Genomic DNA, 25,554 nt, shown 5'->3' on the forward strand with positions numbered 1-25,554 from the left:
ATGCGTGGCAAGGTAGCAATTGAAGTATGGGATAGTTGGATGCGCCTGTTTCACTGGGGATTGGTGCTGGCAGTGTTGATCTCATTTTATACCACCAAGACTAGCGGTGCGCCTTTTCTCTTTCCCATTGAGGTACACGCCCAGGCAGGTTACCTGATACTCGGGTTACTTGTCTTTCGCTGGTTATGGGGCGTGCTGGGTAGTGTCTATGCGAGATTCAAGACATTTTTGTATCCACCGGCTAAAACAATGGCCTATTCAAAGGCACTCATCCAGCGAAAGCCGAGTGCTTATGCCAGCCATAACCCGTTAGGCGGCTGGATGGTGGTGATCATGCTGCTCTCGCTCACTTTTCAAGCAGTCAGCGGTGTGTTTTTGAGCGACGACATCTTTTTTCAGGCGCCACTCTATGGCTTATTTGGGGAAGGTGCTAGCAGCCAGTTGCGAACCTTGCATCAGTGGAATAGCGATCTCTTGATCATCTTAATTGGACTGCACTTGGTCGGGCTGGTAGTGCATCGGCTGCTTGGAGAGCCGCTATTAGCGGCGATGCTGGGAGGTACCAAGCGCTTTCACCAGCAGCCGACCGATGCTCACAATGAGCCGTTAACTGCCTCCATGCTGCGTTTACGAGCACTGGGTGCTCTGCTAATAGCTGCTGGTGTTGTCGTATGGCTCTGGTTTTAAACGTTATTTATTGACGTAGCTGACGACTACGGAAACGCGCATAGCCCATGCAGCCCGCAAATAGAGCCAGCGAAACGGCCGCTTCTAAAAGCCCGCGCGCACTTTGTCCGGGCAACGTTGCCAACATTATCCCCTGAGTAAAATAGAGCAGGCTGACAAATGCCAGCCACGCATGACCACGGGCTCGCTGGCCAATGATAGAGGGCAGGAACAGTACCAGGGGCAGGACAAAGGCTAACACCGGGCGCCAGTTAAACTCGTCGCCTTGTACTAGAAAGCCTCGGTAAATAACCAGCACCAATAAAATAGCAAAGCTGGCCAACACCAGTTGGCGGGTTCGCTGTGTGAGCTTATCAATCCCATGACGGGCTTCTACGTCTTCTAACCACTGTCTCATAATGCCTCCTGACGCATAGCGTGCAGGGCGAGGGCGAGCCGCGCTATGCGTTTGCCCTGGGCCACGCATAGCGCGCGCTCGTGTTCATCCACCGAGCGATCGCTGCGCGTACCGGCCAAGTGGCTGGCACCGTAGGGCGTACCGCCGGTGTGAGTTTCCAGCAGCGTGGTTTCACTGTACGGCACGCCCGCATAGACCATGCCATGATGCAGTAGTGGTACCAGCATGGTTAGCAGTGTGCTTTCTTGGCCACCGTGCAGGCTTGATGTCGAGGTGAAAGCGCAGGCGGGTTTATCAATCAGCGCACCGTTCATCCAGAGGCTACTGGTAGAGTCGATAAAATATTTCAGCGGCGCGGCCATGTTGCCAAACCGTGTTGGGCTACCGAGCGCCAGTGCGCTGCAGTTGCGTAAATCGTCCAAATCAGCGTAGACCGCGCCCTGTTCAGGAATCTCGGGATCGACGGCTTCACAGGTAGTTGAAACCGGTGCCACTGTTCGCAAGCACGCCTGAATACCGGGCACACTTTCTACACCAGCGGCAATTTGCTGCGCCATGGTGGCCGTTGCCCCAGAGCGGGAGTAGTAGAGCACCAAAACGTACGGAGTCATTTCACTCATCATTATTCCTGGCTAGGATCATGGAAGCTGTCACGCAAATAGCGCATAACATGGTTGCCTATGGTACCAGAGCTATTGGTAAGTCCGCGTCCGGTACAAACGTATTTTCTAGTACCGGTAAACGCAGATAAACCCAGGCGCGGGTGCCATCGCGGAGGGTGATTTCCATTCGCTCATAGCGAATACCCAGCCGTTCATAGCGGTCAAGGCGGGCCAGTTCATCAGCATCCACATGGAGCAGCAGGCCTTCTACATCACTCCCAGGCTGGGGGGAAAGGTCCAACCCATCGCGCTGATAGTCTTCCAGAGTGGCCTTTTCAGGGACGCCGAAACTGCCCATAACCACCAAGCGAATGGGCGCGTAGCGCAGCGTGCCGTAAACGAAGACCTGATGAGGGCGCTGTTCGATGTCGGCCAGGTCTTCTGGGCGGTCGTAAAACCACGGGCTCAGCATGGTTAACCATAACCATCCCGCTAGACTGAGCAACCCCACGCCAGCGATAACAAAAAGGCGTTTAAGCCACACCATTTTAGCCAAACCAAAGCGCCTCTGATTGATGATGAAAAAGTGGCTGTATAGCTTGGCGTGCCAACTTGGTGAAAACAAGCTCTATAATTTAAGCCCCATGTGTTTGAGCTCTATGCTTCACATCCTGAGTAATCGACTTATTTTATCTGCTTAAGCAAAGTGGTCAGATTTGCTAGGCTATCTAGGTAACATAGATGGTCTTTTGATCCTGCCGGAGGAGCCTGCAATGAATCAGCCACTTCGTGATGATATGGATTTTCGTGATCTCATCGGCGATGTTAAGCCACTACCACCAAGCAATCGTGCAGATCCTGGCGCTAATCGCAAAAGGCCTTCTGAGGCGCAGCTGGCTCGCCGTGAATGGGCGGAAGAGGAGATGGGGGCGCGCAACTTTCTATCCGATGACTTTGTCGACCTGCTTCCTCCGTTCGACCCGATGGAGTATCGGCGTGAGGGTATTCAGCAAGGCGTGGTCGATAAATTAAAGCACGGCGGTTATAGCGTTCAATCACAGCTGCACCTGCTGCGGCGACCCTTAAGTGAGTGCCGCCGAATGCTGTTCCCGTTCATTCAGGAAGCCTATGCCCATGACTTGCGCTCAGTCATGATTGTTCATGGCCGGGGGCGCGAAATCGACAGTCCTGCCAACGTGCTGCGTTCCTATCTTGCCAAATGGCTCAGCCAGTTTGAGGAAGTCCAGGCGTATGTATCCGCCCAGTCTTCAGAAGGGGGGCTAGGCGCTACCTGGGTCATGCTGCGCAAGAGTGACCGTGCCAAAGCCAATAACCGCGAGCGCCAGCAGAAGCGACGAGGCTAATCTGCCGTCCTAACCATCAAAAAGGGCAGCCGAAGCTGCCCTTTTACGTCATTTTAAAACTACTCGCTAGCGGTTAAGCGGCGTTCAAACAGCGCCTGACGCTCTTCCACATCAGGCTGGTAGCGAACGCTGATAAAGCTTAGCGCACGCAGGGCATCCTCTGGGTGCTGATCATCGCGCAATGCCATACTCGAAAACCCGCAGCGTCGCATGTAGTCCAGCTGATCTACCAGTACGTCGCCCACTGCACGAACTTCGCCCTCATAACCGTAGCGCTCGCGCAGCAGGCGCGCCAGGCTGTAGCCACGCCCATCGGTGAAGGCAGGAAAGTCAATCGCAATGGCCTGGGCACTGCCAAGCTGTTGCGCCAACTCGGCTGTTAGTTCGGTGTCGCTGGTGAGAAGTGGCGCCAGCTCGGCATCCTCCTGGTTGGCTTGCCACAGCGCTAGTGGTACAAACGCCGGGCGCTGTTCGGGAAGCGTTTCCACATCGTAGGAGACACACCAAGCGTTCTCTGCCGCTAGCTCGCCGTAAGCTATCAAATGATCAACATGTACTGGCGTCTGCTCAACTGCTTCAGTTTGCGTCTCATCTGTTTTATTAGGCACACGGCTATTAGGCATAGACACGCTCCTTAAAGGGTTTTAAGCCAATACGGCGGTAAGTATCCAGGAACCGCTCGTCTTCATGGCGCTGCGCCACATAGACTTCTAATACTTTTTCGACGACATCCGGCACGTCAGAGCGGAAAAATGATGGGCCTAGAATTTTACCCAGTGACGCATCATCGGTGGAGTTACCGCCAATGGAGATCTGGTAGAACTCTTCGCCCTTTTTATCGACGCCCAAGATGCCGATATGACCCACGTGGTGGTGGCCACAGGCATTCATGCAGCCGGAAATATTCAGATCCAGCGGGCCAAGATCATACAAGAAGTCTAGATCTTCAAAGCGTTCCTGCAGCGCCTGGGCAATAGGGATAGAGACCGCATTGGCTAGGCTGCAGTAGTCACCGCCAGGGCAGCAGATTATGTCGTTAAGCGTACCTACCGTGGGGTTCGCCATACCCAGCGCCTCAAGCTCTTTCCACAGTGCTTCCAGCTCATCGACCGGCACATCAGAAAGCACCAGGTTCTGCTCGTGGGTAACGCGTACTTCACCAAAGCTGTAGCGATCAGCCAAATCGGCGACGGCTTCCATCTGATCAGCAGTCACATCGCCAGGCGCATGCTCACGACGCTTCAGGGAAAGCGTTACTGCTTTATAGCCGGGCACCTTGTGATCCGAGACGTTATTGGTCACAAAGCGTGCAAAACTGCGGTTTTCAGTACGCAGTAGGTCGAACGCTTCGTTGGCGTTCTCGGCAACCGGGCGACGATCTGGCTCAGGGAAGTGGAGTTTGGCTGCATCAACAGCCGCCTGGTTGAGTGTTTGCGGGCCATCTTTCAGGTGTGCCCACTCTTCATCAACCCGGCGGCGGAACTCTTCGATGCCCAGTGCTTTGACGAGAATCTTGATCCGCGCCTTGAACTTGTTGTCACGACGACCGAACTGGTTGTAAACCCGCACACAAGCTTCCAGATAGGTCAGCAGGTGCTGCCAGGGCAGATCTTCGCGTACCACGTCCGCAATCATTGGCGTGCGGCCAAGCCCACCGCCGGCCAAAACTTTAATGCGCAGCTCACCGTCAGCGTTGTGCCACAGACGCAGGCCAATATCGTGAACCTGAATCGCGGCGCGGTCCTGCGCGGCACCGCTGACTGCGATTTTGAATTTACGCGGCAAGTAGGCAAATTCAGGGTGCAGGGTAGACCACTGACGAATCAGCTCGCACCAGGGGCGCGGGTCTTCCACTTCATCATTGGCGATACCAGCAAACTGGTCGCTGGTCGTGTTACGGATACAGTTGCCGCTGGTCTGGATCGCGTGCATTTGTACTTTGGCCAGATCTGCCAAAATATCCGGCACATCCTCAAGGGCGGGCCAGTTCAGCTGTAGATTCTGTCGTGTGGTGAAGTGGCCGTAACCACGGTCATAACGACGAGTAATCTCAGCAAGGGCACGTAGCTGATTACCCGCCAGCATGCCGTAAGGTATCGCAATGCGCAGCATGGGCGCATGGCGTTGAATATAGAGGCCGTTCTGCAACCTTAATGGGCGGAACTCTTCTTCACCCAAACGCCCAGCGCGGTAGCGTTCCATTTGGTCGCGGAACTGAGCGACACGCTCATCAACCAGTGTTTGGTCGTGAATATCATAACGGTACATGTGGCACGATCCTGCTAAAAAGCGAAATGGTCACGTTGAGATGGATGTTAATATTGTGTCACCTTAACGCGGGCGTCATATTCTACAAAAGAATATATAATTATCTTTTTATCTCTAAAAGCTATTTAGAACACATATCATGGGCCAGTCAACGAGTTAGAAAGCGGGGCCAGCCAGCGGCGGCGCTGCCATACCCATAAAAAACCGGCTGAGTTTATCAATCGGTAAAGCAGTTGCATAAGCCAAATACCTAATAAACCCTGTTCTAAGCCAATCCCCACCCACCAGGCCAGGGGTAAAAAAAGCAGCCACTGCATCCCCAGGGTTAGCATCATGACCGTGCGCTGGGCGCCTGCGCCCATTAACGCCTGGGCAAGCACCAGAGCGGCGGCATCCAGCACAATCATCACGCCGGTTAGCTGCAGCGGAAGTTTACCCAGCGCGACTAGCTCACTGTTGGTAAAAAAGAGTGCGAGTACTTGCTCGGGCACAAGCAGCATCGGCAGCGCCAGAACAAGCAGGAGCAACCAGGCGACCCGCAGCGCATCTAGCCCCCAGCGGTGGGCCTCCTGCTGAGCATCCCGGCCTAGCGCTTCACCCACCAGGCTCATGGCCGCAACGCCAACCCCCACTCCGGGCAAGATCAGCAACAGCGACAGATTAATCAACACATGACCCACCGCAACGCTGGCCGTGCCCAGCTGGCTTAATACCCCAATGAGTACCACGTAACCCGCTGCGAACAACAGCTGCTGCAAAGAGTGGGGGGCGGCAAGAACCAGAGTAGTACGCAGGGTGGCTAAGCTTGGCAGGTGTGTCAAAAAATGCGCGCTAGAGGGGCTTTTTATGCTTACCCAGCACCACGCAATCAAGCCTACAAACAGCGACAGTGTCGTACCGGCACCCGCGCCGCTAGACCCCATTGCAGGCAGGCCTCCCAGGCCATAAATCAAAACGGCGCTGACTACCACGTTGAGCAAATGAACCGCCACAATAATTCGTAAGTAGAGATGCGTCTGTTGACGACCATTCCAGTAGCCACGAAAACAGAGTGTTAGCGCAATGGCCATCAGTGACACCACCCGCCAACGAAAATAGCCAACCGCAACGGCTTGAACGTCATCGGCTTGGCTAATCAAGCTAATCAGCAGCGGCGCTTGCCACCAGGCCCAGAGAGTAAGCGGCAGGGCAACTGCAAGCCCAATCACCAGCCCCGACCTAAGCGGGTGGGCGATCTCTGTGTGGGCAGCACCGACGCGATGAGCAGTTTGTGACTGCACGCTTGAGGAGAGTCCAAACACGACAGCGCTGAGCATAAACATGGCGTAACCGCCGACTCCCACGCCAGCAAGGGCTACCTCGCCTAAATGCCCTACCAGTGCGGCATCGATCAAGTTGAGCATGCTCTGGGAGAGCATGCCCAGCATGATAGGTAAGGCAAGGCGAATAACCTTGCCGTGACGGCGAGCGACTAACAGCATTAATCAGCTCGGGGCGTAGGAGAGCACCGGTGAGAGCCAGCGCTCCATTTCCTCAAGGGGCATCTGCTTACGTGCGGCGATGGCCTCAACCTGATCGCGGGTGATTTTACCGGTGGAGAAGTACTTCGACTGTGGGTGCGCAAAGTACCAGCCGGAAACCGCCGCCGCTGGCCACATGGCGAAGTTTTCGGTCAACGCCAGACCGGTATTTTCAGTGGCATCAAGCAACCGGAATAGCGTGGCTTTCTCGGTGTGATCCGGGCAGGCGGGGTAGCCAGGCGCGGGGCGGATACCCTGGTATTTCTCGGCGATCAAGGCATCGTTGTCCAGCGTTTCTTCCGGCACATAGCCCCAAAACTCTTTGCGCACCCGTTCGTGCATGCGCTCGGCGAAGGCTTCCGCAAGGCGATCCGTCAATGCCTGCACCATAATCGCATTGTAGTCGTCGCCAGCGGCCTCATAAGCTTTGGATAGCTCATGAACGCCGTGGCCCGTAGTGACCGCGAAGCCGCCAATCCAGTCGCCTTTGCCGCTCTCTTTTGGGGCAATGAAATCAGCCAGACTGTAGCAAATACCGTCGCGTCCTTTCGTCGTTTGCTGACGAATATGAAAGAGGCGTTCAATCACTTCGCTGCGCGACTCGTCGGCATACACTTCGATCACGTCATCATCCACGCTATTGGCGGGCCACAGGCCGATTACGCCGCGTGCCTGCACGCGCTTCTCTTCTACCAACTTGCGTAGCATGACCTTGGCGTCTTCAAACAGGTTGCGGGCAGCTTCACCAACGACCTTATCGTCGAGGATTTTGGGATACTTGCCCGCCAGCTGCCAGCTCATGAAGAAGGGTGTCCAGTCGATGCGCTCAATCAATTCTTCAAGATCGTAGTCGTCAAACGTTTTTAGCCCCAGCATATTGGGCTCAGCTGGGGTGTGGGCGTTCCAATCGGTACGGAAGCGCCGCTTGCGCGCCTGAGTGTAGTCCAGGTCTGCTGCTTTAGGGCGGCGCTTGGCGTTACGCACGCGGACCTTTTCGTACTCTTCACGGATCTCGGCGACGTAAGGTGTTTTTAAAGCTGGCGTCAATAATTTGCCCGCTACCCCAACGGCACGGGAAGCGTCGGTGACATAAATCACCGGATGCTCATACTGCGGTTCGATCTTGACCGCGGTATGCGCTTTAGAGGTAGTGGCACCACCAATCAGAAGCGGTAAATCCATACCCCGACGCTGCATCTCCTTGGCCACGTGAACCATTTCATCCAGCGATGGAGTGATCAGTCCGGAAAGACCAATAATATCCGCGTTGTGATCTTTGGCCGCCTGCAGGATCTTATCGGCGGCAACCATGACCCCCAGATCAATCACTTCGTAGTTATTACACTGCAGCACCACGCCAACGATGTTCTTACCGATATCGTGCACATCGCCTTTGACCGTGGCCATGACGATCTTGCCTTTGGCTTTGGTCTCTTCGCTTTTCTCAGCCTCAATATAAGGGATCAAGTAGGCCACGGCCTGTTTCATGACTCGTGCTGATTTGACCACCTGAGGCAGGAACATTTTGCCGTCGCCAAATAAATCGCCGACCACGTTCATGCCATCCATCAACGGGCCTTCGATGACCTCAATAGGGCGCTCAGCCTGGGCGCGGGCTTCTTCGGTGTCATCTTCGATATACACCGTAATCCCTTTAACCAGCGCATGCTGAATACGCTTGTTAACCGGCCAACTACGCCACTCAAGGTCTTCTTTTTTGGGAGCCCCGCTGCCGTCGCCTTTGTACTTATCGGCAATATCCAGCAGCCGCTCGGTGCCGTCGCTGCGGCGGTTGAGCACCACATCCTCAACCGCGTCGCGCAGCTCAGCGGGGAGGTCGTCATAGACCGCGAGCTGACCCGCGTTAACGATCCCCATGGTGAGGCCCGCGCGGATCGCATGATAAAGGAACGCCGAGTGAATCGCTTCGCGCACCGGGTTGTTACCGCGGAACGAGAAAGAGACGTTAGATACGCCGCCGGAAATCATCGCGTGAGGGAGGTTGTCACGAATCCACTGGGTCGCTTCGATAAAGTCGACCGCGTAGTTATTGTGCTCCTCAATACCGGTGGCGATGGCAAAGATATTGGGGTCGAAGATGATGTCTTCGGCGGGGAAGCCTATCTCATCGACCAGCAGGCGGTAGGCGCGCTGACAAATTTCGGTTTTACGCGCAAAGGTGTCTGCCTGGCCCTCTTCATCGAACGCCATCACCACAATAGCGGCACCATAGCGTCGGCATTTGGTTGCCTGTTCGCGGAAGGCATCTTCGCCTTCCTTGAGTGAGATGGAGTTCACCACCGCCTTGCCTTGAACGCACTTCAGGCCCGCTTCGATGATCTCCCACTTAGAGGAGTCGATCATAATCGGCACGCGGGCGATGTCAGGCTCACCGGCGATCAGGTTTAGAAAGCGCTCCATGGCTTCCTTGGACTCGAGCATACCCTCGTCCATGTTGATATCGATGACCTGGGCGCCGCTTTCTACCTGCTCCAGGGCGACTTCCAAGGCGGTGGTGAAGTCCTCTTCCACAATCAAGCGCTTAAAGCGCGCCGAGCCGGTGACGTTGGTGCGCTCGCCGACGTTGACGAACAGTGAGTCGGCCTCAATATTGAACGGCTCAAGACCGGATAAACGGCAGGCGTGGCTGCGTTCGGGAATGACCCGGGGCGCCATATCACGAACAGAATCAGCAATGGCACGAATATGTTCAGGAGTGGAGCCACAGCAGCCGCCGATAATATTGACCAGGCCACTAGCCGCAAACTCGCTGACAATTTCCGACATCTCCTCCGGCGTTTGGTCGTACTCACCAAATTCGTTAGGAAGCCCCGCGTTGGGGTGCGCGGAGACAAAGGTGTCGGCCTTGGTAGAGAGCTCTTCCAGATAGGGGCGAAGCTCTTCTGCACCCAGCGCGCAGTTTAAGCCCACCGAGAGTGGCTGAGCGTGGCGCACCGAATTCCAGAACGCTTCGGTGGTTTGACCCGAAAGCGTGCGGCCAGAGGCATCGGTAATGGTGCCGGAGATCATTACCGGTAAGCGCTCACCGCGGTCATCGAATAGCTCTTCCAGGGCATAGATCGCTGCCTTGGCGTTAAGCGTATCGAAGATGGTTTCGATCATGATTAGATCGGCACCGCCTGCAATCAGCGCTTCGGCGGCTTCATAGTAGTTCTCGCGCAGCTCATCAAAGGTGACGTTACGCTTAGCGGGATCATTTACATCCGGCGATAGCGACGCGGTGCGCGAGGTGGGGCCTAACACACCGGCAACATAGCGGGGCACGCCGGTTTCAGCGGCCACTGCATCACACACCTCGCGAGCAAGGCGTGCTGATTCGCGGTTAAGCTCAACCACCAGCGATTCCATGCCGTAATCAGACTGTGACAGCTGAGTGCTATTAAAGGTGTTGGTCTCAATAATGTCGGCACCGGCTTCCAGGTAGTCACGGTGAATCCGCGTGACCACTTCGGGGCAGGTAAGCGCGAGCAGATCATTATTGCCTTTGAGATCCGAGGGCCAGTCGCTAAACCGTTCGCCGCGAAAATCTTCCTCGCTCAACTGGGCATTCTGCAACATGGTGCCCATGCCGCCATCCAGAATCAGGATACGTTGGGCAAGGCGTTGGGTGAGGGTTGCGATCAAAGCACTATCAGCCATGGCAGGGGGAGTTCTCCAGCGTCACAGTCGTCAAAGGGGATGTTGTTATCGTCGGAAAAAGCAGCATCTGTCGTTATAAGGCGCATAATGATAACAAAAGGGATGGCAAAAGGCGCCCCTACGGAGGCTATACGCAAGATAAGGAAAGATAATTAATAGTCGCTCGTAAAAAGAGCTGTTTAAAATAGCCGACTAAAACAGTCGGGATTGTGTCAGCGCGCTGTTTTGCTTACCATAGACACAAATGACATGTGAAGTGGCGCCGCCACTACCACGGGAGGAAGACAGCCCTCATGACCACGACTAGCGAAGCAGATACTAAAATCGATACCCAAGGTATTGATATCACAGACAGCGCGCAGGAATACTTGGCAGAACTGCTGGAAAAGCAGAACGTTGAGGGTATTGCCGTACGCATTTTCATTACCCAGCCGGGTACACCCTACGCGGAAACGTGTTTGGCTTACTGCCGTCCCGGCGAAGAAGAGCCTACCGATGTCACGCTGGAGCTCGAGAAAATCAATGTATTTCTCGACAAAAACAGCTTGGCCTTTTTGGAAGAAGCGGTGGTGGATTTCAACGCCGACCGCATGGGTGGTCAGCTGACGATCAAAGCACCCAACGCCAAAATGCCGAAGGTCAATGCGGATAGTCCCCTTGAAGACCGTATCAACTACGTGCTTTACAGCGAGATCAATCCTGGGCTGGCGGCCCATGGCGGTGAAATAAAGCTTGTTGAGCTCACCGAGCAGCAGTATGCGGTATTAGCCTTTGGCGGTGGTTGCCAGGGCTGTGCAGCGGTCGATTTAACGCTGAAAGATGGCGTTGAGAAAACCCTGATGGAGCGTATTCCCGAGCTTGCCGGCATTCGCGACGTCACCGACCATACCGATACGACCAACGCTTACTACCGTTAAACTAACGGTATCGCACCAAAAGCCCAGCCTTTAACAGCTGGGCTTCTTTATATTCTCCGTTTTAAGACCTGTCTTTTAAGAACGCAGCTTTGATCACTGTTCTGGTTCATTACCCTTGGCACTCTGATGTGAAAGCGCGTCGGGAAGCGCCGTTAGCTGTGTTTGCAACGCCTCCATACGGTTCCACAACTTCTCTTGCCACGCTTGCTGTAGCTCGGTTTCGCGATCGGCATGCTGTTGGGCCTGCTTCTTGAGCGCCACCTTCGACTCATTCAGCTGTAGGGTAAGCGCCTTCAACTGCTTTTCAAGCGATGTGATTTGTTGCATCTGGCCACTAAGCCGTTGCTCGCGTTCGTTGCCTTCCAGCTGCAGCTGATGCAGGGCCTGCTGCTTTGTTTTTAGCTCCTGACTTAATGTTTCCACACGCTGCTCAGACTGCAGATGGCGTTTTTGGTAACTCTTCTCCTCCTGGGCGCGTGCCTGTTGAGCACTATCCAGCATCGCCATTAGTCTGCCTTCCGCTGCCTCATGACGCTGCTCTTCTTGTGCCAGCCGCTGCTCCCACGCCACCTGCTGCTCACTAAGGGCTTGGCTATGCGTATCACGCTGCGCCTCTAGCTGACTCTTTAGCTGCTGTTGCGCCTGCTTCAGTTGATTGACTTCACTGTGTGACGCTTCAGCAAGCTGGTGCCAGTGGTGCTCACTGGTTTGACTCGCAGCTAATTCCCGGTTTAACGCCTCCATGCGCTGCTCCATATGACGCAAGTGCTCGGCGAGGGCGCTTTCGCGCTGCTCGGCGTTAGCGGCCTGCTGTTTTGCATCTTCTGCGAGCTGCTGGGCGTCTGCAACCTGGCGATTGGCATCTTCGCGATAGTGGAGCAGCGCTTGATTCGCTACCTCCTGGGCCTCGCGCCATAGCTCGCTAGCCATGGTTACCACGACTTCCGGCACACCCTTGGGCGGCGGCACGTCGCGATTTTGCTCCCGCTCGCTGCGCCACTGGCGAAAGTGATCACTAATCGTGGTGAAACTACCGGTGCCCAGCACATCGCGGATGCGCTGCACGCTGGGCGTGTCGCCGCGAGCCAGCAGGGCATCTATTGCTTGTTGCACATCGCTGTACTGAATGCCGTTGCGGGCCATGAAGCGCTCCTTCCTTGCGGGCTTTTCTTACGGGATTTGTCGTCGCATTGTCGGCATTAATGATTCAAAAGGCAATAATTACGTATTATGTAATACGTAAAATTATTTATGATATTGTCCATAAATTCAAGATTACCCGTCTTATCTTGAATTTATATGACTACAGAGACATACTTAAGGTAAGAGGATGCAAAAACCGGCTAAAAGAAGAGAGTAGGGACGGGCATGGCGAACGAAGTTATGACACCCACTGGTCAACTACAGATATTGAAAGAGTCGCCGAGTGGCGGACGTATCAGCGCCCAAAACGATGCCCAGGCAGTGACCGCATGGCTTGAAGAGTACGTGGATAGTCCACAAACCTGGAAAGCGTACCGTCGCGAAGCGGAGCGGTTGCTGCTCTGGCTTGCCAGCCAGAGGCACACGCTGGCCGATATCAACCGCGAAAACCTGCGCCGCTTTGAAGCCTTTCTCGCCGACCCACAACCAAGTGAGCAGTGGGTTGGGCCTTCAAAGCCACGCACCCATCCAGCATGGCGACCATTTCGTGGTGCCTTGTCTCCTGCTAGCCGCCGTCAAAGCCTGGTGATACTGCAAGGTATGTTTGCTTGGTTGGTAGAAGCCGGGTGGGTTAACCACAACCCGTTTCGCTTGATGCGCGATAAATCGCGACGCCTGAGTAATCAAACGCCGCGTGTTGAGCGCTATTTGGAAAGTGATTTGTGGGCGTGGCTGTGGGAGTGGCTGAATAGCCCGTTAGAGGCTGGGGAGGGCAGTCGTGCCCGTTTTGAACATGCACGACGGCGCTTTATCTTTGGCTTTGCCTATTTGCTGGCACCGCGCCTTAGCGAGATGGCCGATGCGCGCATGGGGGATTTTCAGCGCAGCGAAGGGCGCTGGTGGTGGCATGTGGTGGGCAAGGGAAACAAGATGGCACGCATTCCGCTGCCTGACGATATGCTGGATTGTCTGCGCCAGTGGCGCCATGTGCTGGGATTGTCTGAATACCCTGAGCAGTTTGAAGCTGAGGCACCGGTGCTTCGCGCTCTGGATGGACAGCGTGGCCTGGGCCATAACCAGCTTTATCGGCTTATTCGCGCAACGTTTCAGCAGGCGGCACAAGCACTTGAAGATATCGACGGAGCATCGGAACATGTGACCGCGCTTAACCAGGCAACGCCGCACTGGTTAAGGCACACATCGATCACCCATCAGGCTCAATCGGGCATTAGCCTGCGCCATCTGGCCGAAAGCGCCCGTCACGCGCGCCTCGATACCACCTCACGCTATCTGCACAGCGAAGACAACGAGTGGCATCGCGAGCAGCAGCGCCATCGATTGACTGTTTCAGGACACAACCTCCCTCAAGACTCCTTTGAGCCGTTATAATGGCTCAATGAGACGCAAAATGTCAGTCGCCACTATTCAGCCAATTCCAATAGAGAAGGAAATAGCATGAGCACTTCCGGCGCCGAACAGGCCCAGCAAGAGCTAATCGAAGATTTCGAGATATTTGATAACTGGATGGATCGTTATCAGTACATTATCGATATGGGTAAGCAGCTGCCTGACTTTCCAGAAGAGTGGAAGATCGAGGAGCTTAAAATTCAGGGCTGTCAGTCAAACGTGTGGATGCGCCATGAGGAGGAGGGAGACAAGCTGGTGTTCAAGGCAACGTCTGATGCCGCTATCGTATCCGGCCTGATTGCCGTATTGCTGCGTATTTATAACGAGCGCACAGCGGCTGAAATTCGTGCCACCGAGCCACACTTCTTGACCGATTTGGGGCTGGATAAACACCTTTCACCCACGCGCAGCAACGGCTTGCACGCCATGCTGGAGAAGATCTACGCAGTAGCGCAGCAGAAGTAGGCTAACAAGCTAGCGAGGGTGATGATCACAGCAAGAGGACGACGATGCTTTCTCATCATCCTCGCGACAAAGCTGTTCGCTGCGGCCGCCGGGCACTGGATCCATACCGCCAGGATTGCCTGGGTGGCACTTAACGATCCGCCTTACGGCCATCCAGCCGCCTTTTATTGGCCCATGCACCTGAATCGCTTCAATCGTGTAAGACGAACAGCTTGGCCAGAAGCGGCAGCGTGGGCCTAAAAGGGGGCTAAGCGTATATTGATAGACTCTAACGCAGCCAATCATCACCTTCATCAATACCCAGCGCGAACCTGAGCGCAGGGCTGATATTAACCGAGTCATAGCTTGCATAGGCAGAACTAGGTTTTTTTGCCGTACAGATCGTCAGGATCAATCAGCGGCTTGCTGGTAATTGAGGCCTGCTCTCCATCCACGGCAATATAGAAACAGCTACGCCGCCCGGTGTGGCAAGCAGGCCCCGTTTGCTCGACCTGCAACAACAGCGTATCACCATCGCAATCTAGCGCAGCAGAAACAAGCAGCTGCTGCTGGCCCGATGACTCACCTTTGCGCCACAATTTTCCCCGTGAGCGCGAGTAGTAACAGACCCGCTGAGTGGTTAGCGTCTCTTCAAGCGCCTGGCGATTCATCCATGCCATCATCAAGACTTCTTTCGAGTCATGCTGCTGGGCAATGGCAGGAATCAAGCCATCGCTATTAAAGCAAACTGCCGTCAGTAGGGTAGCGACAGCGGGAAGAGTATCATCAGGCGTGGCTCGCTCAAGCTGCTTAAAAAGGGCGTCTGGAGCCACTTGGTCAAAACGGGACATACTGTTTACTCGCTAGCTGTTTAACATAGCTGCTCAACACATCAGCTTGTTCGACAATCTTGGCAGAGCCCCTGGAGCTCAATCGTTTGGCGCTCAACGTTAAATCCTTGACTCTTGGCCAATGCCACCAGTTGATCACTTATCTCGTCTAGATGCAGCTCTTCCACATAGCCACAGTGACGACAAATGAGCAGCTGAAAGCCGTGAACATGCTCGGGACATGCACAGGCTACGTAGGAGTTCTGTGACTCTATTCGATGCACCAGGCCTTGATCAATTAAGAACTCAAGCGCTCTGTAAACCGTTGGTGGCCGAGCAGCAGCGTGTTCCGTAGAGAGCTTATCGAGCAGATCATATGCCTTCAAGCCACCTCCGTTTTCGGCAATTAGCTCAAGTACACGCCGGCGGATAGGGGTGAATCGAACGCCGCGGAGATGACATTGAGACTCCGCCTGCTGCAGTAGTGTATTCGCTTGGGTCATGGGCAACTCGTTGAACGTGGTTAGCCTAGGCTCTCTTCACTAGTCTCTCGTATCAGTCTACGCGCTGGCGGAGGAGGTGTCAGGGCTTTCTACCAGTTCGCTTTGGCGAGCAAAATGGTGCTGCGCAAAGGCAACGCGCTCTTTTGCAGGCACGCCATCAGGCTGACGCTCAATAAGATCAAGACGGCGGCGCAAGCCTTCCCCATTGGTCATTTGAATCGCCAGCCCTGGCCGGGCGTTAAGCTCAAGTAGCATGGGACCGTATTTACGGTCTAACACCATGTCGGTTCCCAAGTAGCCTAATCCCGTCATTTCATAACAGCCTGCCGCCAGATTTAGTAGCGTTTCCCACTGTGGCACGACCAAGCTAGCCAGGTCGTGCCCCGTATCAGGGTGACTAAAACAGGGCCGGTCAAACTGAACGGCACGCAATGCGGCGCCGGTCGCAATGTTCAAACCAACGCCTACCGCCCCTTGGTGCAGGTTAGCCTTGCCATCAGAAGCCGCCGTAGAGAGACGCATCATGGCCATGACAGGGTAGCCCTTAAAGACGATAACCCGAATATCGGGAACCCCTTCATAGGTGTAATCCATCAGGCTTTCATCGAAATTAATTAGCGTTTCAATGACCGCCACATCAGGCGAGCCGCCCAGCGAGTATAGCCCTGAGAGGATATTCGACACGTGCCGCTCAACATCGGTAAGCGTTAGCTTGGCACCACTGGGTTTGATAAAGGCGTTATCCTCCACCTTTTCAATCACCAAAATTCCCTTGCCACCGCTTCCCTTGGCAGGCTTGATAACAAAGCCTGCGTGCCCCGTGAGCATGGCACCAATGTGCTTTACGCCAAACTGGGTCGTCACCGTACCGATTAGCTCTGGCGTGGTAATGCCATACTGCTGAGCCAGCAGCTTGGTTTTAAGCTTGTCATCCACTAATGGATAGAGTCGGCGTTTGTTATAGCGACCAATATAACGAATATTACGCCGATTCATGCCAATGATACCCTTATCACGCAAGCGCGTTGGCCAGGTCCAATTGTTAAACCAACTCATGATGGTTTCTCATCATCTGTAATTGGTTTGAAACGGCGCAGCTCTAATAGGCGGTAGCCTGTGTAACTGCCCAGCAACAAAATCAACGCCATCAATATCAACTGCACGCCCAGGAAGTTGAATGTGATGTGACGCACCCAGGGATTATTCATCGCCAGGTAAGCAAGGATAGCCGTAATCAAGCTACCGCCACCTTGAATCAACACCTGTTTAGGACCTTCTTCTTCCCATAAAATCGACATCCGCTCAATAGTCCAGGCAAGGATGATCATCGGGAAAAAGGTAATCGTTAAGCCAGCACTCAGCCCCATGCGATAGGCCAGTACAGTAAAGATAGAAATGATCGCGATCACCGTGATGATAACCGCGGAGACCCTGGCCACCAGCAGCAAGTTCAAGTAAGAGAGATAGTTACGGATAATCAGTCCGACCGCGACGATAAGCAGGAAGCCAATCAAACCCGTGGGAAGGGTAGTTTGAATGAAGGCGAGGGCGATCAAAACCGGCATGAAAGTACCGGATGTCTTTATGCCTACCAAGACACGTAAAAACACCACCATTAGCGCGCCAATCGGAATCAGCAGAATGGTCTGGAATAGCGCCTGTTCTTCCAACGGCAGACTATGAATGGAGAAATTCAGCAGCGTGTCTTCGGAATAGTGATTGCGCACCGCGGCTGAAGCCGGCTGATCGTGGGTCATCATTGAGAAGGTAACCCGGGAGTTGGTGCCACCTTGTACTTCTAAAACAGCTCGACCACCCGTTTCCCATAACAGTAGGTTTTCGGGTTTGCCTTGCTCGCCTGTCAGCGGATGAAAAATGGCCCACTGTTCACCAGACTCGTCAAACACTTGAATCCAACTACTAAGTGTTTGGCGGCGACGTCCATCTTCTAATAGCAGGCCGCTTACTTCGCGCGCTAATACACCCGCTTGGATGAGCAATCGGACCACCAACGCTGCTGGGTTTTCCTGAGATAACAGAAGACGCGCGTTCTCGCCCTGACGCTCACCATTCACGTCTCGGATCAGTTCCCGGGCAAACGTCGCGTTATTGGCGCTGCGAGCCCAGGCTTGTTCGATCAGCTGGCTAGCCGCCGTGTCATAAGGGCTTTCCCATGGCGTTATTGGGGTCATTTCAGGCGGCGTTTGCGACGGTGCTCGGGCATCTTGCGATACCAGCATTTGAACAGAGTAATATAGCGTTTGGCTGCCAGCCGCTTCGCGAATCGTCCACTGCGCGGTACGGCCTAGCTCATCTGCTTGGTAGGCCAAGCCATACCCTGACGATGCTGTATTTTCGGTTAATACCCGATAGCCAGCCTGATGAGAAGGCAGCGCCAAATCGACTTGCACAGGACCATCTTGAGCATTGAAGTTTATGCCCGCTTCAATCTCCCAGACTTGGCGTTGTTCACCGGGTAACCAGGGGATTTCAAACTGCACATGGCGATGTATGCTGGTGGCAATACCCGCGACCAACAGCAAGCCGACAATAATATAAAACATTAACCGTGACATGGAGATTCCTTTCTACGTAAAGCGCCAGGGGAGAGCAGTTACTCTTCTGTATCGTCGTCATCAACTGCTTCATCTTCAGCAGCTTGATCGGCTGGCTCGCCACCAGGAAACTCGGGACGGTCATGTAAGTAAGTATCGGCGACGTCTATTACCGCGATATCCATTAAGAAGCGCCGACCCAGTAGCACTGGATACTCTAAATGTGAGCGGTCATTCAGCGTGAACTCGACGTTTTCGCGGATAGGTCCCAACGTCATTAATAATGAAATAACCGGGCGGGATTCTTCACCCGAAGCTTGAAGAATACGAACCCGACGAACAATAGGCGCCTCTACCCATTCACCACGCTGTGACTCAACGGCCACATCGTCGTCGTTTAGCGCTAGTTTGAAACGCACCCAGTCTTCACCGTCACGCTCGAAGCGGGTGATTTCGTCGGCCGACAGCGATGAGGTATTAGCTCCTGAATCGACTCGCGCCTTGAGGTAGGTACCCAGGCTTGGAAAACCAACCCATTCACTACGACCCAGTAGCGTTTTCGTGCTTAGCGTCTCATCAACTTCACACTCTTCGCGGATGATGACAGGTTCTTCACCACGGGCTTCTAACTGCTGGACATCTTGGCGTAGCGAACGTAACAAACTACCGACTTCACGTACGTCGGCAGTAAGTACCTGCTGCTGATCAAGTTGGCGTGTCTGAAGCTCAGAACGGGTGTCGCATTGCTGCGCCAATTGGCTCTCTAATTCAAGGATACGAGTATTGAAAGACGCTTCGCTTAGGGGAGGCGGTTCATTAGTTTCTGGCTGGGTTGCTGCACAGCCTGCGATTGAAAGCGACAAGCTAGCTATTAGCCACAAAACACCTGGGCGCATAACGAGAGATATCCTTGGACAAATAGGTGGAGGGAATAATAAGGAGATGGGGGACTAGTGTCCAACGTCATCACGATTATTCAGACACACAATTTACCTTATTTAACATAATATATATTAAGCGAACCCGGAGGTGCCCAGTAGCCACAGCCACTTAGGTGCTCTATGCTATGGAAATACTTTACCATAGTTGTACCAGCTTCCATTTCAATATAGGAAATATCTCCATGACCCGCTCCCTGCGCATTAGTTTTTTCACACTACTCTTCTTGCTGGCTGGTTGTGCTGGCGTTGATGTTGAAGACTACGCTGATTCTGAACCCCGCCTGGATATCGCCGAATACTTTGCGGGCACCACCCGAGCCTGGGGCATGGTGCAGGATTACTCCGGTGAGGTACAGCGACGTTTCAGCGTAGATATCCAAGGCACCTACGAAAATGACACTCTCACACTGGATGAGTCTTTCGTCTTTTCAGACGGTGAAACCGATCGCCGCGTTTGGACATTTGAACGCATTGATGAGCACCGCTGGATTGGCACCGCCAACGATGTAGATGGCCAAGTTGAAGCACACCAATACGGTCATGTCTTCCACATGCGCTATCCGTTAGATATCGAAGTTGATGGCCGAATGATCTCATTTACCATGGATGACTGGATGTACCTTCAGCCAGATGGCCGTTTGATCAATCGAACCGCCATGCGCAAATTCGGCTTCACGCTGGGTGAAATTACCCTGGTGTTTGAGAAAATATAAACCCATAGTAAATTTCTCTGCATAAAACCCAGGCTCAACAAAAAAGCAGCCCGCTTCATTTAGCAGGCTGCTTTTGTTATCTAATGCTAGCGTTATGTTTACTCTGGGGCTGCGTATGAGCCATCTTCCTGGTGAACTTCATTACCGGTGATCGGCGGCGTGAAGACACAGGCAACGGTCATGCCTTTCTCTTTACCGCGCAGCAGGTGTTCGTCATGCTGGTCTAGCAGATAAATATCACCTGCTTTGATCGGCCAGATTTTGCCGTCGGCCAGGGTTTCAACTTCACCTTCACCTTCATAGCAGAACACTGCTTCATAGTGATTTTTGTAGTGAATGTGGGTCTCAGTACCGGGGAAAATGCGGGTAATATGGAACGAGAAACCAGCATTATCATTGGCCAAAACAAGACGTGTGCTGTCCCAATTACCATTTTCAGCGGTGACTAGGCGTTCTGTTTTGCGCGCTTCTTCGAGATTACGAACGATCATAGAAGTACTCCATAGCATAGCAGCTAGCGATTACCAGCCGCAGTTCCCTAAAGAAACAGGTGTGAGTTTACGCTTTATCCTAACGCCAAATTACTCGCTAGCAACAGCTTTCACGCACATTTCCAGAATATCCAGGCCTTTAAGCAGGTCTTCATCGCTGATGGTCAGTGGGCACAGGCACTTCACGACTTCACCGTCCTGACCACTGGTTTCAATTATTAAGCCGTGCTCAAAAGCTTTGCTGGTAATTTTATCCGCGATATCTCCCGATACCACGTCAATGCCGCGCATCAGACCACGCCCACGTTCAGTGGCAGGCATTCCGCTCTCAGTCAGCAGTGCCGCAAGCTTCTGGAAACGCTCTTCTACAATACGTCCTTTGCGCTGAACATCACGCTCAAAGGTATCGTTGGTCCAATATTTTTTTAACGCGGCGGTCGCTGTCACCATCGCTAAGCTGAAGCCACGGAAGGTGCCGTTATATTGGCCCGGTTTCCACTTATCCAGTTCTGGACGCATCAACACATGCGCAAATGGCAGACCAAAGCCAGAGAGTGACTTCGAGTTGGTAATAATGTCTGGCGTGATGCCAGCATGCTCAAAGCTGAAGAACTTACCGGTACGACCACAACCTGCCTGGATATCATCGATAATCAGCAGAATATCATGGGCGCGGCAAATACTTTCCAAACGCTTCAGCCACTCCAGGCCTGCCACGTTGATACCACCCTCGCCTTGCACGGTCTCGATAATAACACCAGCGGGAACGTCCAGACCGCCGGATTTGTCGCCCAGCAGTTTTTCAAAGTAATCCAGCGTATCGGTATGCTCGCCCATGTAGCCATCATAGGGCAGGAAGCTAGCACCCTGCGTCGGGATCCCCCCCGTGGCTTCACGGAACTTACGGTTACCGGTGGTAGCCAAAGCGCCCATCGTTACACCGTGGAAGCCATTGGTGAACGTCACGATGTTGTGACGGCCTTTAGCAACACGGGCCAGACGAATAGCGGCTTCGACAGCGTTGGTGCCAGTCGGCCCCGGTAGATGTACTTTATAGTCAAGACCGCGTGGTTTGAAGATTACTTCTTCAAGCGTTTCTAAATAATCGCGCTTGGCATTGGTCCACATGTCCAGACCGTGCACAACACCGTCCGTTGACAGGTAATCAATCATTGCCTGCTTCATGTGCGGATTATTGTGGCCGTAGTTAAGCGTGCCCGCGCCGGCGAGGAAATCAATGTACTCACGGCCGTTCTCATCGGTTAGGCGCGCATTTTGCGCTTTGGTAAACACCACCGGGAATGAACGAGAATAAGTACGTACATTGGATTCCATGCGTTCAAGCGTCTGGGTCTGCATTGCGACCTCCTTGGTCAATCATTATGCCATTAGGCGTTGCTAGCCCGGAGCAACATGAGCGGGAAAAACAGTATGTTCACTACGTGCTATTGACGATTAAACGCACGTATTAGATTCGGTCTGTTTGGAACGGACCGATACGGACCAGGTTTTCCGGGTCATGCTCCCCTCCGAGCTGTTCGGTAGAGAAATATTCGCGGCTATTGAGCGGCGCATGCCAGCGCGCGGCCAAGCGACGAAATAAGCCCCAAGAGGCTAAATTGTCTGGGGTAATCGTGGTTTCAAGGTGATGCACATCGTCAAGCTCGGGGCGCGACATAATCGCCTCGACCAAGCGGCGCGCAAGCCCCGTACCGCGTGCTTTTTCGCCGACGGCCACTTGCCATAAGAAATAAGTATCCGGGGCATTATCTTTGACATAGCCCGATACAAAACCAACGATTTCACCCTCTTCATTGGTAGCGACTGCACAGGTATCACGAAACTGTGTAGCGAGTAACAAATAGGCGTAGGCAGAATTCACATCCAGCGGCGGGCAGGCTTTGATAAGCTCGTACACTCCCCAGCCATCATCCGCATTAGGTTTGCGAATAAACAGCGGTGTCTCTGCATGACCAACGACGGCATCGGCCACTGTAGGCCTGGCCAAGTCAGCAGAGGGGGTAAACGGTTGTATGGGCGTACTCATAGTTATGCTTCGCTGTAGCGAATTTGACGATCATTATAACAGCTGATTATGAGCAATTCAAAAACCATATTATTCACTACCCTGCTTTCCATAATTTTTTGTTATGAGAGGCGGCTTGTTAGCTATCTGCTCGCGCTCAGATCCGTCGTTACTGATTTAGAATAGCCCAACTCGCCGACAAAAAAAGGCGTGCCAATGGGCACACCTAAATCTGTCTTCACATGCGATTTCTGTAACATCAGCAACGGATCAAGTACGCGTGAGCGTACGCATGGTGACGAACTCCTCTGCTCCTGTTGGGTGGATACCCACAGTGCGGTCAAAGTCATACTTGGTAAGGCCTGCCCTTACCGCGATAGCTATACCCTGAATGATTTCACCTGCGTCGTCGCCCACCATATGAGCCCCGACCACCACATCAGTGGCATCGTCTACCACCAATTTCATTAAGGTGCGCTCTTGGCTACCCGACAAAGTGTGCTTCATAGCCCGAAAATTGGTGCTATAAACGCGGATATTGGTGAATTTTTCACGAGCCGCCTCTTCGGAGAGCCCTACCGTACCGATGTTAGGGTGGCAAAAAACAGCGGTTGGAATCGTGGTGTAATCGAGCGGCTGGGGGACGGTATCGGCAAAGTGGACATCCACCAGCTGCATCGCTTCTGCCAAAGCCACTGGCGTCAGTTCTGGGCCGGCGATTAAGTCGCCTAGCGCAAGAATCGACGGTTGCGCCGTTTCAAAACGCTCGTTGACAGGGATCTTGCCCTGCTCATCCAGGTTAATACCCAGCGCCTCCAGACCCAGGTCTTTGATATTAGCTTTGCGCCCAGTTGCCGCCAGCACCACATCGACTTCCATTACCTGCCCATCGGTGAGATGAACGTTGTAGGCATTCTGGGTGGCTTCAATACGCTCAATATTGGTGTTGAAGTGAAGATTGACCCCCTTTCTTTCCATTTCGGCACAGGTGAATTCACGAACCTGTTGATCAAATCCTTTCAAGAACAGTTCGCCACGGTAGATAAGGTGTGTCTCGCTGCCAAGCCCGTTGAAAATGCTGGAGAACTCGACTGCGATGTAACCGCCACCCAAAACCAGAAAGCGCTTGGGAAACGTATCGAGATCAAAGATCTGGTTGGAGTCCAGCGCATATTCACTACCCGGAAAATCGGGCACCCATGGCCACCCGCCCGTGGCCACCAGGATTTTTTCTGCGCTTATCGAAATATCGCCATGCTCTCCGCTCAACATCACCGTATTCGCATCAGCCAGCCGAGCCCGTGCATTAAAGAGCGTTACCCCGGCACCCTCCAGCATCCGCTGATAAATACCGTTTAGCCGTTTGATTTCGCTTATTTTATTATCTCGCAGCGTCGCCCAGTCAAAGCTTGCAGGGCCAGTCAACCGCCAGCCAAAACCGGCCGAGTCATCAAAGCTATCTTGAAAATGGGCGGCGTATGAGTAAAGTTTTTTGGGCACACAGCCAACGTTGACACAGGTACCGCCCAGGTATCGGTCTTCGGCAATCGCCACTTTGGCACCGGTGGCGGCTGCCATACGCGCAGCACGTACGCCGCCGGAGCCTGCACCAATCACCAGGAGGTCATATTCGTATTCGGAAACGTCTGCCATCGTTTGCTCCTGTGAAGTTAAATATTCCCACCCCTGACGGCCAAACAAGGATATTGACCTGACTGTCGGGGGAGGTTAAAACCATTTGCTGCTATTTTATACTGTTCAATCCCTTATACTTACTAAGATTTATTATTCCGCTTCTCGATCAGCGACTTAACTCTATTTAATCTTGCTGGAGACTCTATGTCTGACTCTATTGCGACGCTACTCGATAACAATCGTGCCTGGGCTGAGCGCATGTGCGAAGAGGACCCCGACTACTTTAAACGGCTTTCGAATCAGCAAAACCCAGACTATTTATGGATTGGCTGTTCGGATAGCCGTGTGCCCGCCAATCAAATTATTGCGCTGCCGCCTGGGGAAGTCTTCGTTCATCGCAATGTAGCGAACCTGCTCCACCATACGGATATGAATGCCCTGTCAGTGGTTCAGTACGCGGTGGATGTGCTTAAAGTCAGCCATATTATGATTGTTGGACACTATGGTTGTGGGGGCATTAAGGCCGCCATGATGGGTGGCGAATGCGGTGTGGTCGATTATTGGCTACATTCGGTTCGCGAACAGTACAACCGTCACCGTGATTCGCTAGACCATCTTCCTCTGGAAGACCAAATTGACCGTATGTGCGAGCTCAACGTTAAAGCGCAGGTGAATAGCTTGTGCCGTACCAAGATTTTGCAGCGCGCCTGGCAGCGCGGGCAGCAAATCTCGGTACATGGCTGGGTTTACGGTTTAAGTGATGGTCGCGTTAAAGACCTGAATTGCACCATCAGTGGCTTAGAGCAAGTGGAAACGCTTTACCGCATTGACCGCATACAATCAGGCGATTAAGTCTCTCTTTTAGCGCCTACTGAGACGCTAGTCGTAGCGGTAGGCGCGATGGCAGCTCTTGCAGCTAGCACCTACCTCTGAAAGTGCTCGCGCCGTGTTACGGGTATCCCCCTGTTCGGCAACCTCAACCAACTGAGTGATTTTATCCTCAAGGTCAGTAAAGCCAGCGGCAAACTCATTCCACTCTTCCCAAATAGAGGCGCGCGCCTCAGAACCACCGCCATGCGTACCCGCAATAAAAGCAGGCAGTAGCTGCTGGGCAGTCGCACGCTCTTGGAGTTCCGCTAAGCGCGGGGCGGCAGCCTCTACATCTTGATTGTTAATTAAGTCAAAACGCAGCTGACGAACCAGGCTTTCAATATCTTTGAGCTCTTGCTGGCGCCACATCACTGCGTCACGCTCGCTGGCGAACTGAGTGTCGCCAACGGTTTGAGGCATCGAAAGCTCACTAGTGGCCTCCTCGCTCGCCCAGGATAACGGCGCACACAGCAGCAGCGCCAAAGTGCTGCCTATCGCGCTACGCTTGAAAGCCCGCTTTCGGTGATAACGCTGCTGCATAATGGCTTCCTTTATAATGCGCTGGTTGGCTTGGTTAAAAC

General features: G+C 53.5%; 26 protein-coding genes. 7 read left to right on the forward strand and 19 right to left on the reverse strand.

The window, feature by feature from the left end; translation table 11 throughout:
* Complete coding sequence (locus KO116_RS11015; protein WP_035558143.1) at positions 1-687, forward strand: cytochrome b/b6 domain-containing protein; 687 nt, start codon at positions 1-3, stop codon at positions 685-687.
* A gap of 7 nt (positions 688-694) precedes the next feature.
* Here KO116_RS11015 and KO116_RS11020 read toward each other — a convergent pair whose 3' ends face one another.
* Genes KO116_RS11020 through KO116_RS11030 form a run of 3 tightly spaced genes read right to left on the reverse strand, consistent with a single transcriptional unit; the run spans position 695 to position 2,233 of the window.
* A complete protein-coding gene (locus tag KO116_RS11020; RefSeq protein ID WP_035558146.1) occupies positions 695-1,084 on the reverse strand; it encodes a DUF2069 domain-containing protein in 390 nt (129 codons plus the stop codon).
* Entirely contained in the window at positions 1,081-1,704 is a 624-nt protein-coding gene (gene wrbA, locus KO116_RS11025; RefSeq protein WP_035558149.1) for an NAD(P)H:quinone oxidoreductase, read from the reverse strand. The genes KO116_RS11020 and wrbA overlap by 4 nt, the downstream gene beginning before the upstream one ends.
* A gap of 58 nt (positions 1,705-1,762) precedes the next feature.
* Positions 1,763-2,233: a gamma-glutamylcyclotransferase family protein gene (locus KO116_RS11030; protein ID WP_035558734.1), complete on the reverse strand. Its 471-nt coding sequence runs from the start codon at positions 2,231-2,233 to the stop codon at positions 1,763-1,765.
* 226 nt (positions 2,234-2,459) lie between these two features.
* Here KO116_RS11030 and smrA point away from each other — a divergent pair, with 226 nt between their 5' ends.
* A complete protein-coding gene (gene smrA, locus KO116_RS11035) occupies positions 2,460-3,050 on the forward strand; it encodes a DNA endonuclease SmrA (RefSeq protein ID WP_008957944.1) in 591 nt (196 codons plus the stop codon).
* Between the two features lie 59 nt (positions 3,051-3,109).
* On the opposite strand, the gene KO116_RS11040 is transcribed toward smrA, so the two are convergent.
* The 4 genes from KO116_RS11040 to metH form a co-directional block, all read right to left on the reverse strand.
* Positions 3,110-3,673: a DUF934 domain-containing protein gene (locus KO116_RS11040; RefSeq protein ID WP_035558153.1), complete on the reverse strand. Its 564-nt coding sequence runs from the start codon at positions 3,671-3,673 to the stop codon at positions 3,110-3,112.
* A complete protein-coding gene (locus KO116_RS11045; RefSeq protein ID WP_035558157.1) occupies positions 3,666-5,318 on the reverse strand; it encodes a nitrite/sulfite reductase in 1,653 nt (550 codons plus the stop codon). The genes KO116_RS11040 and KO116_RS11045 overlap by 8 nt, the downstream gene beginning before the upstream one ends.
* 137 nt (positions 5,319-5,455) lie before the next feature.
* On the reverse strand, positions 5,456-6,799 hold the full coding sequence (locus tag KO116_RS11050; protein WP_035558160.1) for an MATE family efflux transporter: 1,344 nt from the start codon (positions 6,797-6,799) through the stop codon (positions 5,456-5,458).
* Positions 6,800-6,802: 3 nt separating this feature from the next.
* Positions 6,803-10,498 carry a methionine synthase gene (gene metH, locus KO116_RS11055; protein ID WP_035558163.1) on the reverse strand — a complete coding sequence of 1,232 codons (3,696 nt, stop codon included), beginning with the start codon at positions 10,496-10,498 and terminating at the stop codon, positions 6,803-6,805.
* A gap of 293 nt (positions 10,499-10,791) precedes the next feature.
* Here metH and nfuA point away from each other — a divergent pair, with 293 nt between their 5' ends.
* On the forward strand, positions 10,792-11,415 hold the full coding sequence (gene nfuA / locus KO116_RS11060) for a Fe-S biogenesis protein NfuA (protein WP_035558166.1): 624 nt from the start codon (positions 10,792-10,794) through the stop codon (positions 11,413-11,415).
* A gap of 93 nt (positions 11,416-11,508) precedes the next feature.
* Here the strand turns inward: nfuA and KO116_RS11065 are convergent, their stop codons facing one another.
* On the reverse strand, positions 11,509-12,558 hold the full coding sequence (locus KO116_RS11065) for a DNA-binding protein (protein WP_035558169.1): 1,050 nt from the start codon (positions 12,556-12,558) through the stop codon (positions 11,509-11,511).
* Between the two features lie 225 nt (positions 12,559-12,783).
* On the opposite strand from KO116_RS11065, the gene KO116_RS11070 reads away from it, so the two are divergent.
* Both KO116_RS11070 and KO116_RS11075 read left to right on the forward strand, forming a co-directional pair.
* Positions 12,784-13,947: a tyrosine-type recombinase/integrase gene (locus KO116_RS11070; protein WP_035558172.1), complete on the forward strand. Its 1,164-nt coding sequence runs from the start codon at positions 12,784-12,786 to the stop codon at positions 13,945-13,947.
* Positions 13,948-14,013: 66 nt separating this feature from the next.
* Positions 14,014-14,430, forward strand: coding sequence for a SufE family protein (locus KO116_RS11075; RefSeq protein ID WP_035558174.1), 417 nt, complete (start codon positions 14,014-14,016; stop codon positions 14,428-14,430).
* A 9-nt stretch (positions 14,431-14,439) separates the two neighbouring features.
* On the opposite strand, the gene yidD is transcribed toward KO116_RS11075, so the two are convergent.
* From yidD to KO116_RS11100, 6 genes are read right to left on the reverse strand one after another with little or no spacing between them, the layout of a single operon-like run.
* On the reverse strand, positions 14,440-14,772 hold the full coding sequence (gene yidD / locus KO116_RS24660; protein WP_082072684.1) for a membrane protein insertion efficiency factor YidD: 333 nt from the start codon (positions 14,770-14,772) through the stop codon (positions 14,440-14,442).
* Positions 14,773-14,789: 17 nt separating this feature from the next.
* Positions 14,790-15,260, reverse strand: coding sequence for a phosphoribosyl-AMP cyclohydrolase (hisI, locus tag KO116_RS11080; protein WP_035558177.1), 471 nt, complete (start codon positions 15,258-15,260; stop codon positions 14,790-14,792).
* Positions 15,261-15,301: 41 nt separating this feature from the next.
* A complete protein-coding gene (locus tag KO116_RS11085; protein ID WP_035558180.1) occupies positions 15,302-15,742 on the reverse strand; it encodes a transcriptional repressor in 441 nt (146 codons plus the stop codon).
* A gap of 57 nt (positions 15,743-15,799) precedes the next feature.
* Entirely contained in the window at positions 15,800-16,798 is a 999-nt protein-coding gene (locus KO116_RS11090; RefSeq protein ID WP_035558183.1) for an alpha-L-glutamate ligase-like protein, read from the reverse strand.
* On the reverse strand, positions 16,795-18,318 hold the full coding sequence (locus KO116_RS11095; protein WP_035558186.1) for an inactive transglutaminase family protein: 1,524 nt from the start codon (positions 18,316-18,318) through the stop codon (positions 16,795-16,797). Before KO116_RS11095 ends, KO116_RS11090 begins: the two co-directional genes overlap by 4 nt.
* 38 nt (positions 18,319-18,356) lie before the next feature.
* Complete coding sequence (locus KO116_RS11100) at positions 18,357-19,193, reverse strand: ATP-dependent zinc protease family protein (RefSeq protein WP_035558188.1); 837 nt, start codon at positions 19,191-19,193, stop codon at positions 18,357-18,359.
* A 227-nt stretch (positions 19,194-19,420) separates the two neighbouring features.
* On the opposite strand from KO116_RS11100, the gene KO116_RS11105 reads away from it, so the two are divergent.
* Entirely contained in the window at positions 19,421-19,951 is a 531-nt protein-coding gene (locus KO116_RS11105; RefSeq protein WP_035558191.1) for a DUF3833 domain-containing protein, read from the forward strand.
* A gap of 98 nt (positions 19,952-20,049) precedes the next feature.
* Here the strand turns inward: KO116_RS11105 and KO116_RS11110 are convergent, their stop codons facing one another.
* The 4 genes from KO116_RS11110 to gorA all read right to left on the reverse strand — a co-directional run bounded on the left by KO116_RS11110 (position 20,050) and on the right by gorA (position 24,121).
* Positions 20,050-20,442 (reverse strand): ectoine synthase, encoded by a 393-nt coding sequence (locus KO116_RS11110; RefSeq protein ID WP_035558199.1) that lies wholly within the window; start codon positions 20,440-20,442, stop codon positions 20,050-20,052.
* A gap of 90 nt (positions 20,443-20,532) precedes the next feature.
* A complete protein-coding gene (gene ectB / locus KO116_RS11115; RefSeq protein ID WP_035558202.1) occupies positions 20,533-21,801 on the reverse strand; it encodes a diaminobutyrate--2-oxoglutarate transaminase in 1,269 nt (422 codons plus the stop codon).
* Positions 21,802-21,910: 109 nt separating this feature from the next.
* Positions 21,911-22,489 (reverse strand): diaminobutyrate acetyltransferase, encoded by a 579-nt coding sequence (ectA, locus tag KO116_RS11120; RefSeq protein WP_008957963.1) that lies wholly within the window; start codon positions 22,487-22,489, stop codon positions 21,911-21,913.
* A 249-nt stretch (positions 22,490-22,738) separates the two neighbouring features.
* Positions 22,739-24,121: a glutathione-disulfide reductase gene (gene gorA / locus KO116_RS11125; protein ID WP_035558205.1), complete on the reverse strand. Its 1,383-nt coding sequence runs from the start codon at positions 24,119-24,121 to the stop codon at positions 22,739-22,741.
* A gap of 186 nt (positions 24,122-24,307) precedes the next feature.
* Between gorA and can the strand changes: the two genes are divergently transcribed.
* The gene (gene can / locus KO116_RS11130; protein WP_035558207.1) at positions 24,308-24,955 is read left to right on the forward strand and encodes a carbonate dehydratase; all 648 of its coding nucleotides are present in this window, start codon (positions 24,308-24,310) and stop codon (positions 24,953-24,955) included.
* A 27-nt stretch (positions 24,956-24,982) separates the two neighbouring features.
* Here the strand turns inward: can and KO116_RS11135 are convergent, their stop codons facing one another.
* A complete protein-coding gene (locus tag KO116_RS11135; RefSeq protein ID WP_035558211.1) occupies positions 24,983-25,513 on the reverse strand; it encodes a c-type cytochrome in 531 nt (176 codons plus the stop codon).
* Positions 25,514-25,554 lie beyond the last annotated feature (41 nt).

The organism is Halomonas sp. KO116, assembly GCF_000734975.2.
GTDB classification, from domain to species: domain Bacteria; phylum Pseudomonadota; class Gammaproteobacteria; order Pseudomonadales; family Halomonadaceae; genus Vreelandella; species Vreelandella glaciei.

Bases quoted from the DNA above. Each gene is read 5' to 3' on its own strand.
- KO116_RS11015 (WP_035558143.1), top strand. From the start codon at position 1: ATGCGTGGCAAGGTAGCAATTGAAGTATGGGATAGTTGGATGCGCCTG.
- KO116_RS11020 (WP_035558146.1), bottom strand. From the start codon at position 1,084: ATGAGACAGTGGTTAGAAGACGTAGAAGCCCGTCATGGGATTGATAAG.
- wrbA (WP_035558149.1), bottom strand. From the start codon at position 1,704: ATGAGTGAAATGACTCCGTACGTTTTGGTGCTCTACTACTCCCGCTCT.
- KO116_RS11030 (WP_035558734.1), bottom strand. From the start codon at position 2,233: ATGGTGTGGCTTAAACGCCTTTTTGTTATCGCTGGCGTGGGGTTGCTC.
- smrA (WP_008957944.1), top strand. From the start codon at position 2,460: ATGAATCAGCCACTTCGTGATGATATGGATTTTCGTGATCTCATCGGC.
- KO116_RS11040 (WP_035558153.1), bottom strand. From the start codon at position 3,673: ATGCCTAATAGCCGTGTGCCTAATAAAACAGATGAGACGCAAACTGAA.
- KO116_RS11045 (WP_035558157.1), bottom strand. From the start codon at position 5,318: ATGTACCGTTATGATATTCACGACCAAACACTGGTTGATGAGCGTGTC.
- KO116_RS11050 (WP_035558160.1), bottom strand. From the start codon at position 6,799: ATGCTGTTAGTCGCTCGCCGTCACGGCAAGGTTATTCGCCTTGCCTTA.
- metH (WP_035558163.1), bottom strand. From the start codon at position 10,498: ATGGCTGATAGTGCTTTGATCGCAACCCTCACCCAACGCCTTGCCCAA.
- nfuA (WP_035558166.1), top strand. From the start codon at position 10,792: ATGACCACGACTAGCGAAGCAGATACTAAAATCGATACCCAAGGTATT.
- KO116_RS11065 (WP_035558169.1), bottom strand. From the start codon at position 12,558: ATGGCCCGCAACGGCATTCAGTACAGCGATGTGCAACAAGCAATAGAT.
- KO116_RS11070 (WP_035558172.1), top strand. From the start codon at position 12,784: ATGGCGAACGAAGTTATGACACCCACTGGTCAACTACAGATATTGAAA.
- KO116_RS11075 (WP_035558174.1), top strand. From the start codon at position 14,014: ATGAGCACTTCCGGCGCCGAACAGGCCCAGCAAGAGCTAATCGAAGAT.
- yidD (WP_082072684.1), bottom strand. From the start codon at position 14,772: ATGACTCGGTTAATATCAGCCCTGCGCTCAGGTTCGCGCTGGGTATTG.
- hisI (WP_035558177.1), bottom strand. From the start codon at position 15,260: ATGTCCCGTTTTGACCAAGTGGCTCCAGACGCCCTTTTTAAGCAGCTT.
- KO116_RS11085 (WP_035558180.1), bottom strand. From the start codon at position 15,742: ATGACCCAAGCGAATACACTACTGCAGCAGGCGGAGTCTCAATGTCAT.
- KO116_RS11090 (WP_035558183.1), bottom strand. From the start codon at position 16,798: ATGAGTTGGTTTAACAATTGGACCTGGCCAACGCGCTTGCGTGATAAG.
- KO116_RS11095 (WP_035558186.1), bottom strand. From the start codon at position 18,318: ATGTCACGGTTAATGTTTTATATTATTGTCGGCTTGCTGTTGGTCGCG.
- KO116_RS11100 (WP_035558188.1), bottom strand. From the start codon at position 19,193: ATGCGCCCAGGTGTTTTGTGGCTAATAGCTAGCTTGTCGCTTTCAATC.
- KO116_RS11105 (WP_035558191.1), top strand. From the start codon at position 19,421: ATGACCCGCTCCCTGCGCATTAGTTTTTTCACACTACTCTTCTTGCTG.
- KO116_RS11110 (WP_035558199.1), bottom strand. From the start codon at position 20,442: ATGATCGTTCGTAATCTCGAAGAAGCGCGCAAAACAGAACGCCTAGTC.
- ectB (WP_035558202.1), bottom strand. From the start codon at position 21,801: ATGCAGACCCAGACGCTTGAACGCATGGAATCCAATGTACGTACTTAT.
- ectA (WP_008957963.1), bottom strand. From the start codon at position 22,489: ATGAGTACGCCCATACAACCGTTTACCCCCTCTGCTGACTTGGCCAGG.
- gorA (WP_035558205.1), bottom strand. From the start codon at position 24,121: ATGGCAGACGTTTCCGAATACGAATATGACCTCCTGGTGATTGGTGCA.
- can (WP_035558207.1), top strand. From the start codon at position 24,308: ATGTCTGACTCTATTGCGACGCTACTCGATAACAATCGTGCCTGGGCT.
- KO116_RS11135 (WP_035558211.1), bottom strand. From the start codon at position 25,513: ATGCAGCAGCGTTATCACCGAAAGCGGGCTTTCAAGCGTAGCGCGATA.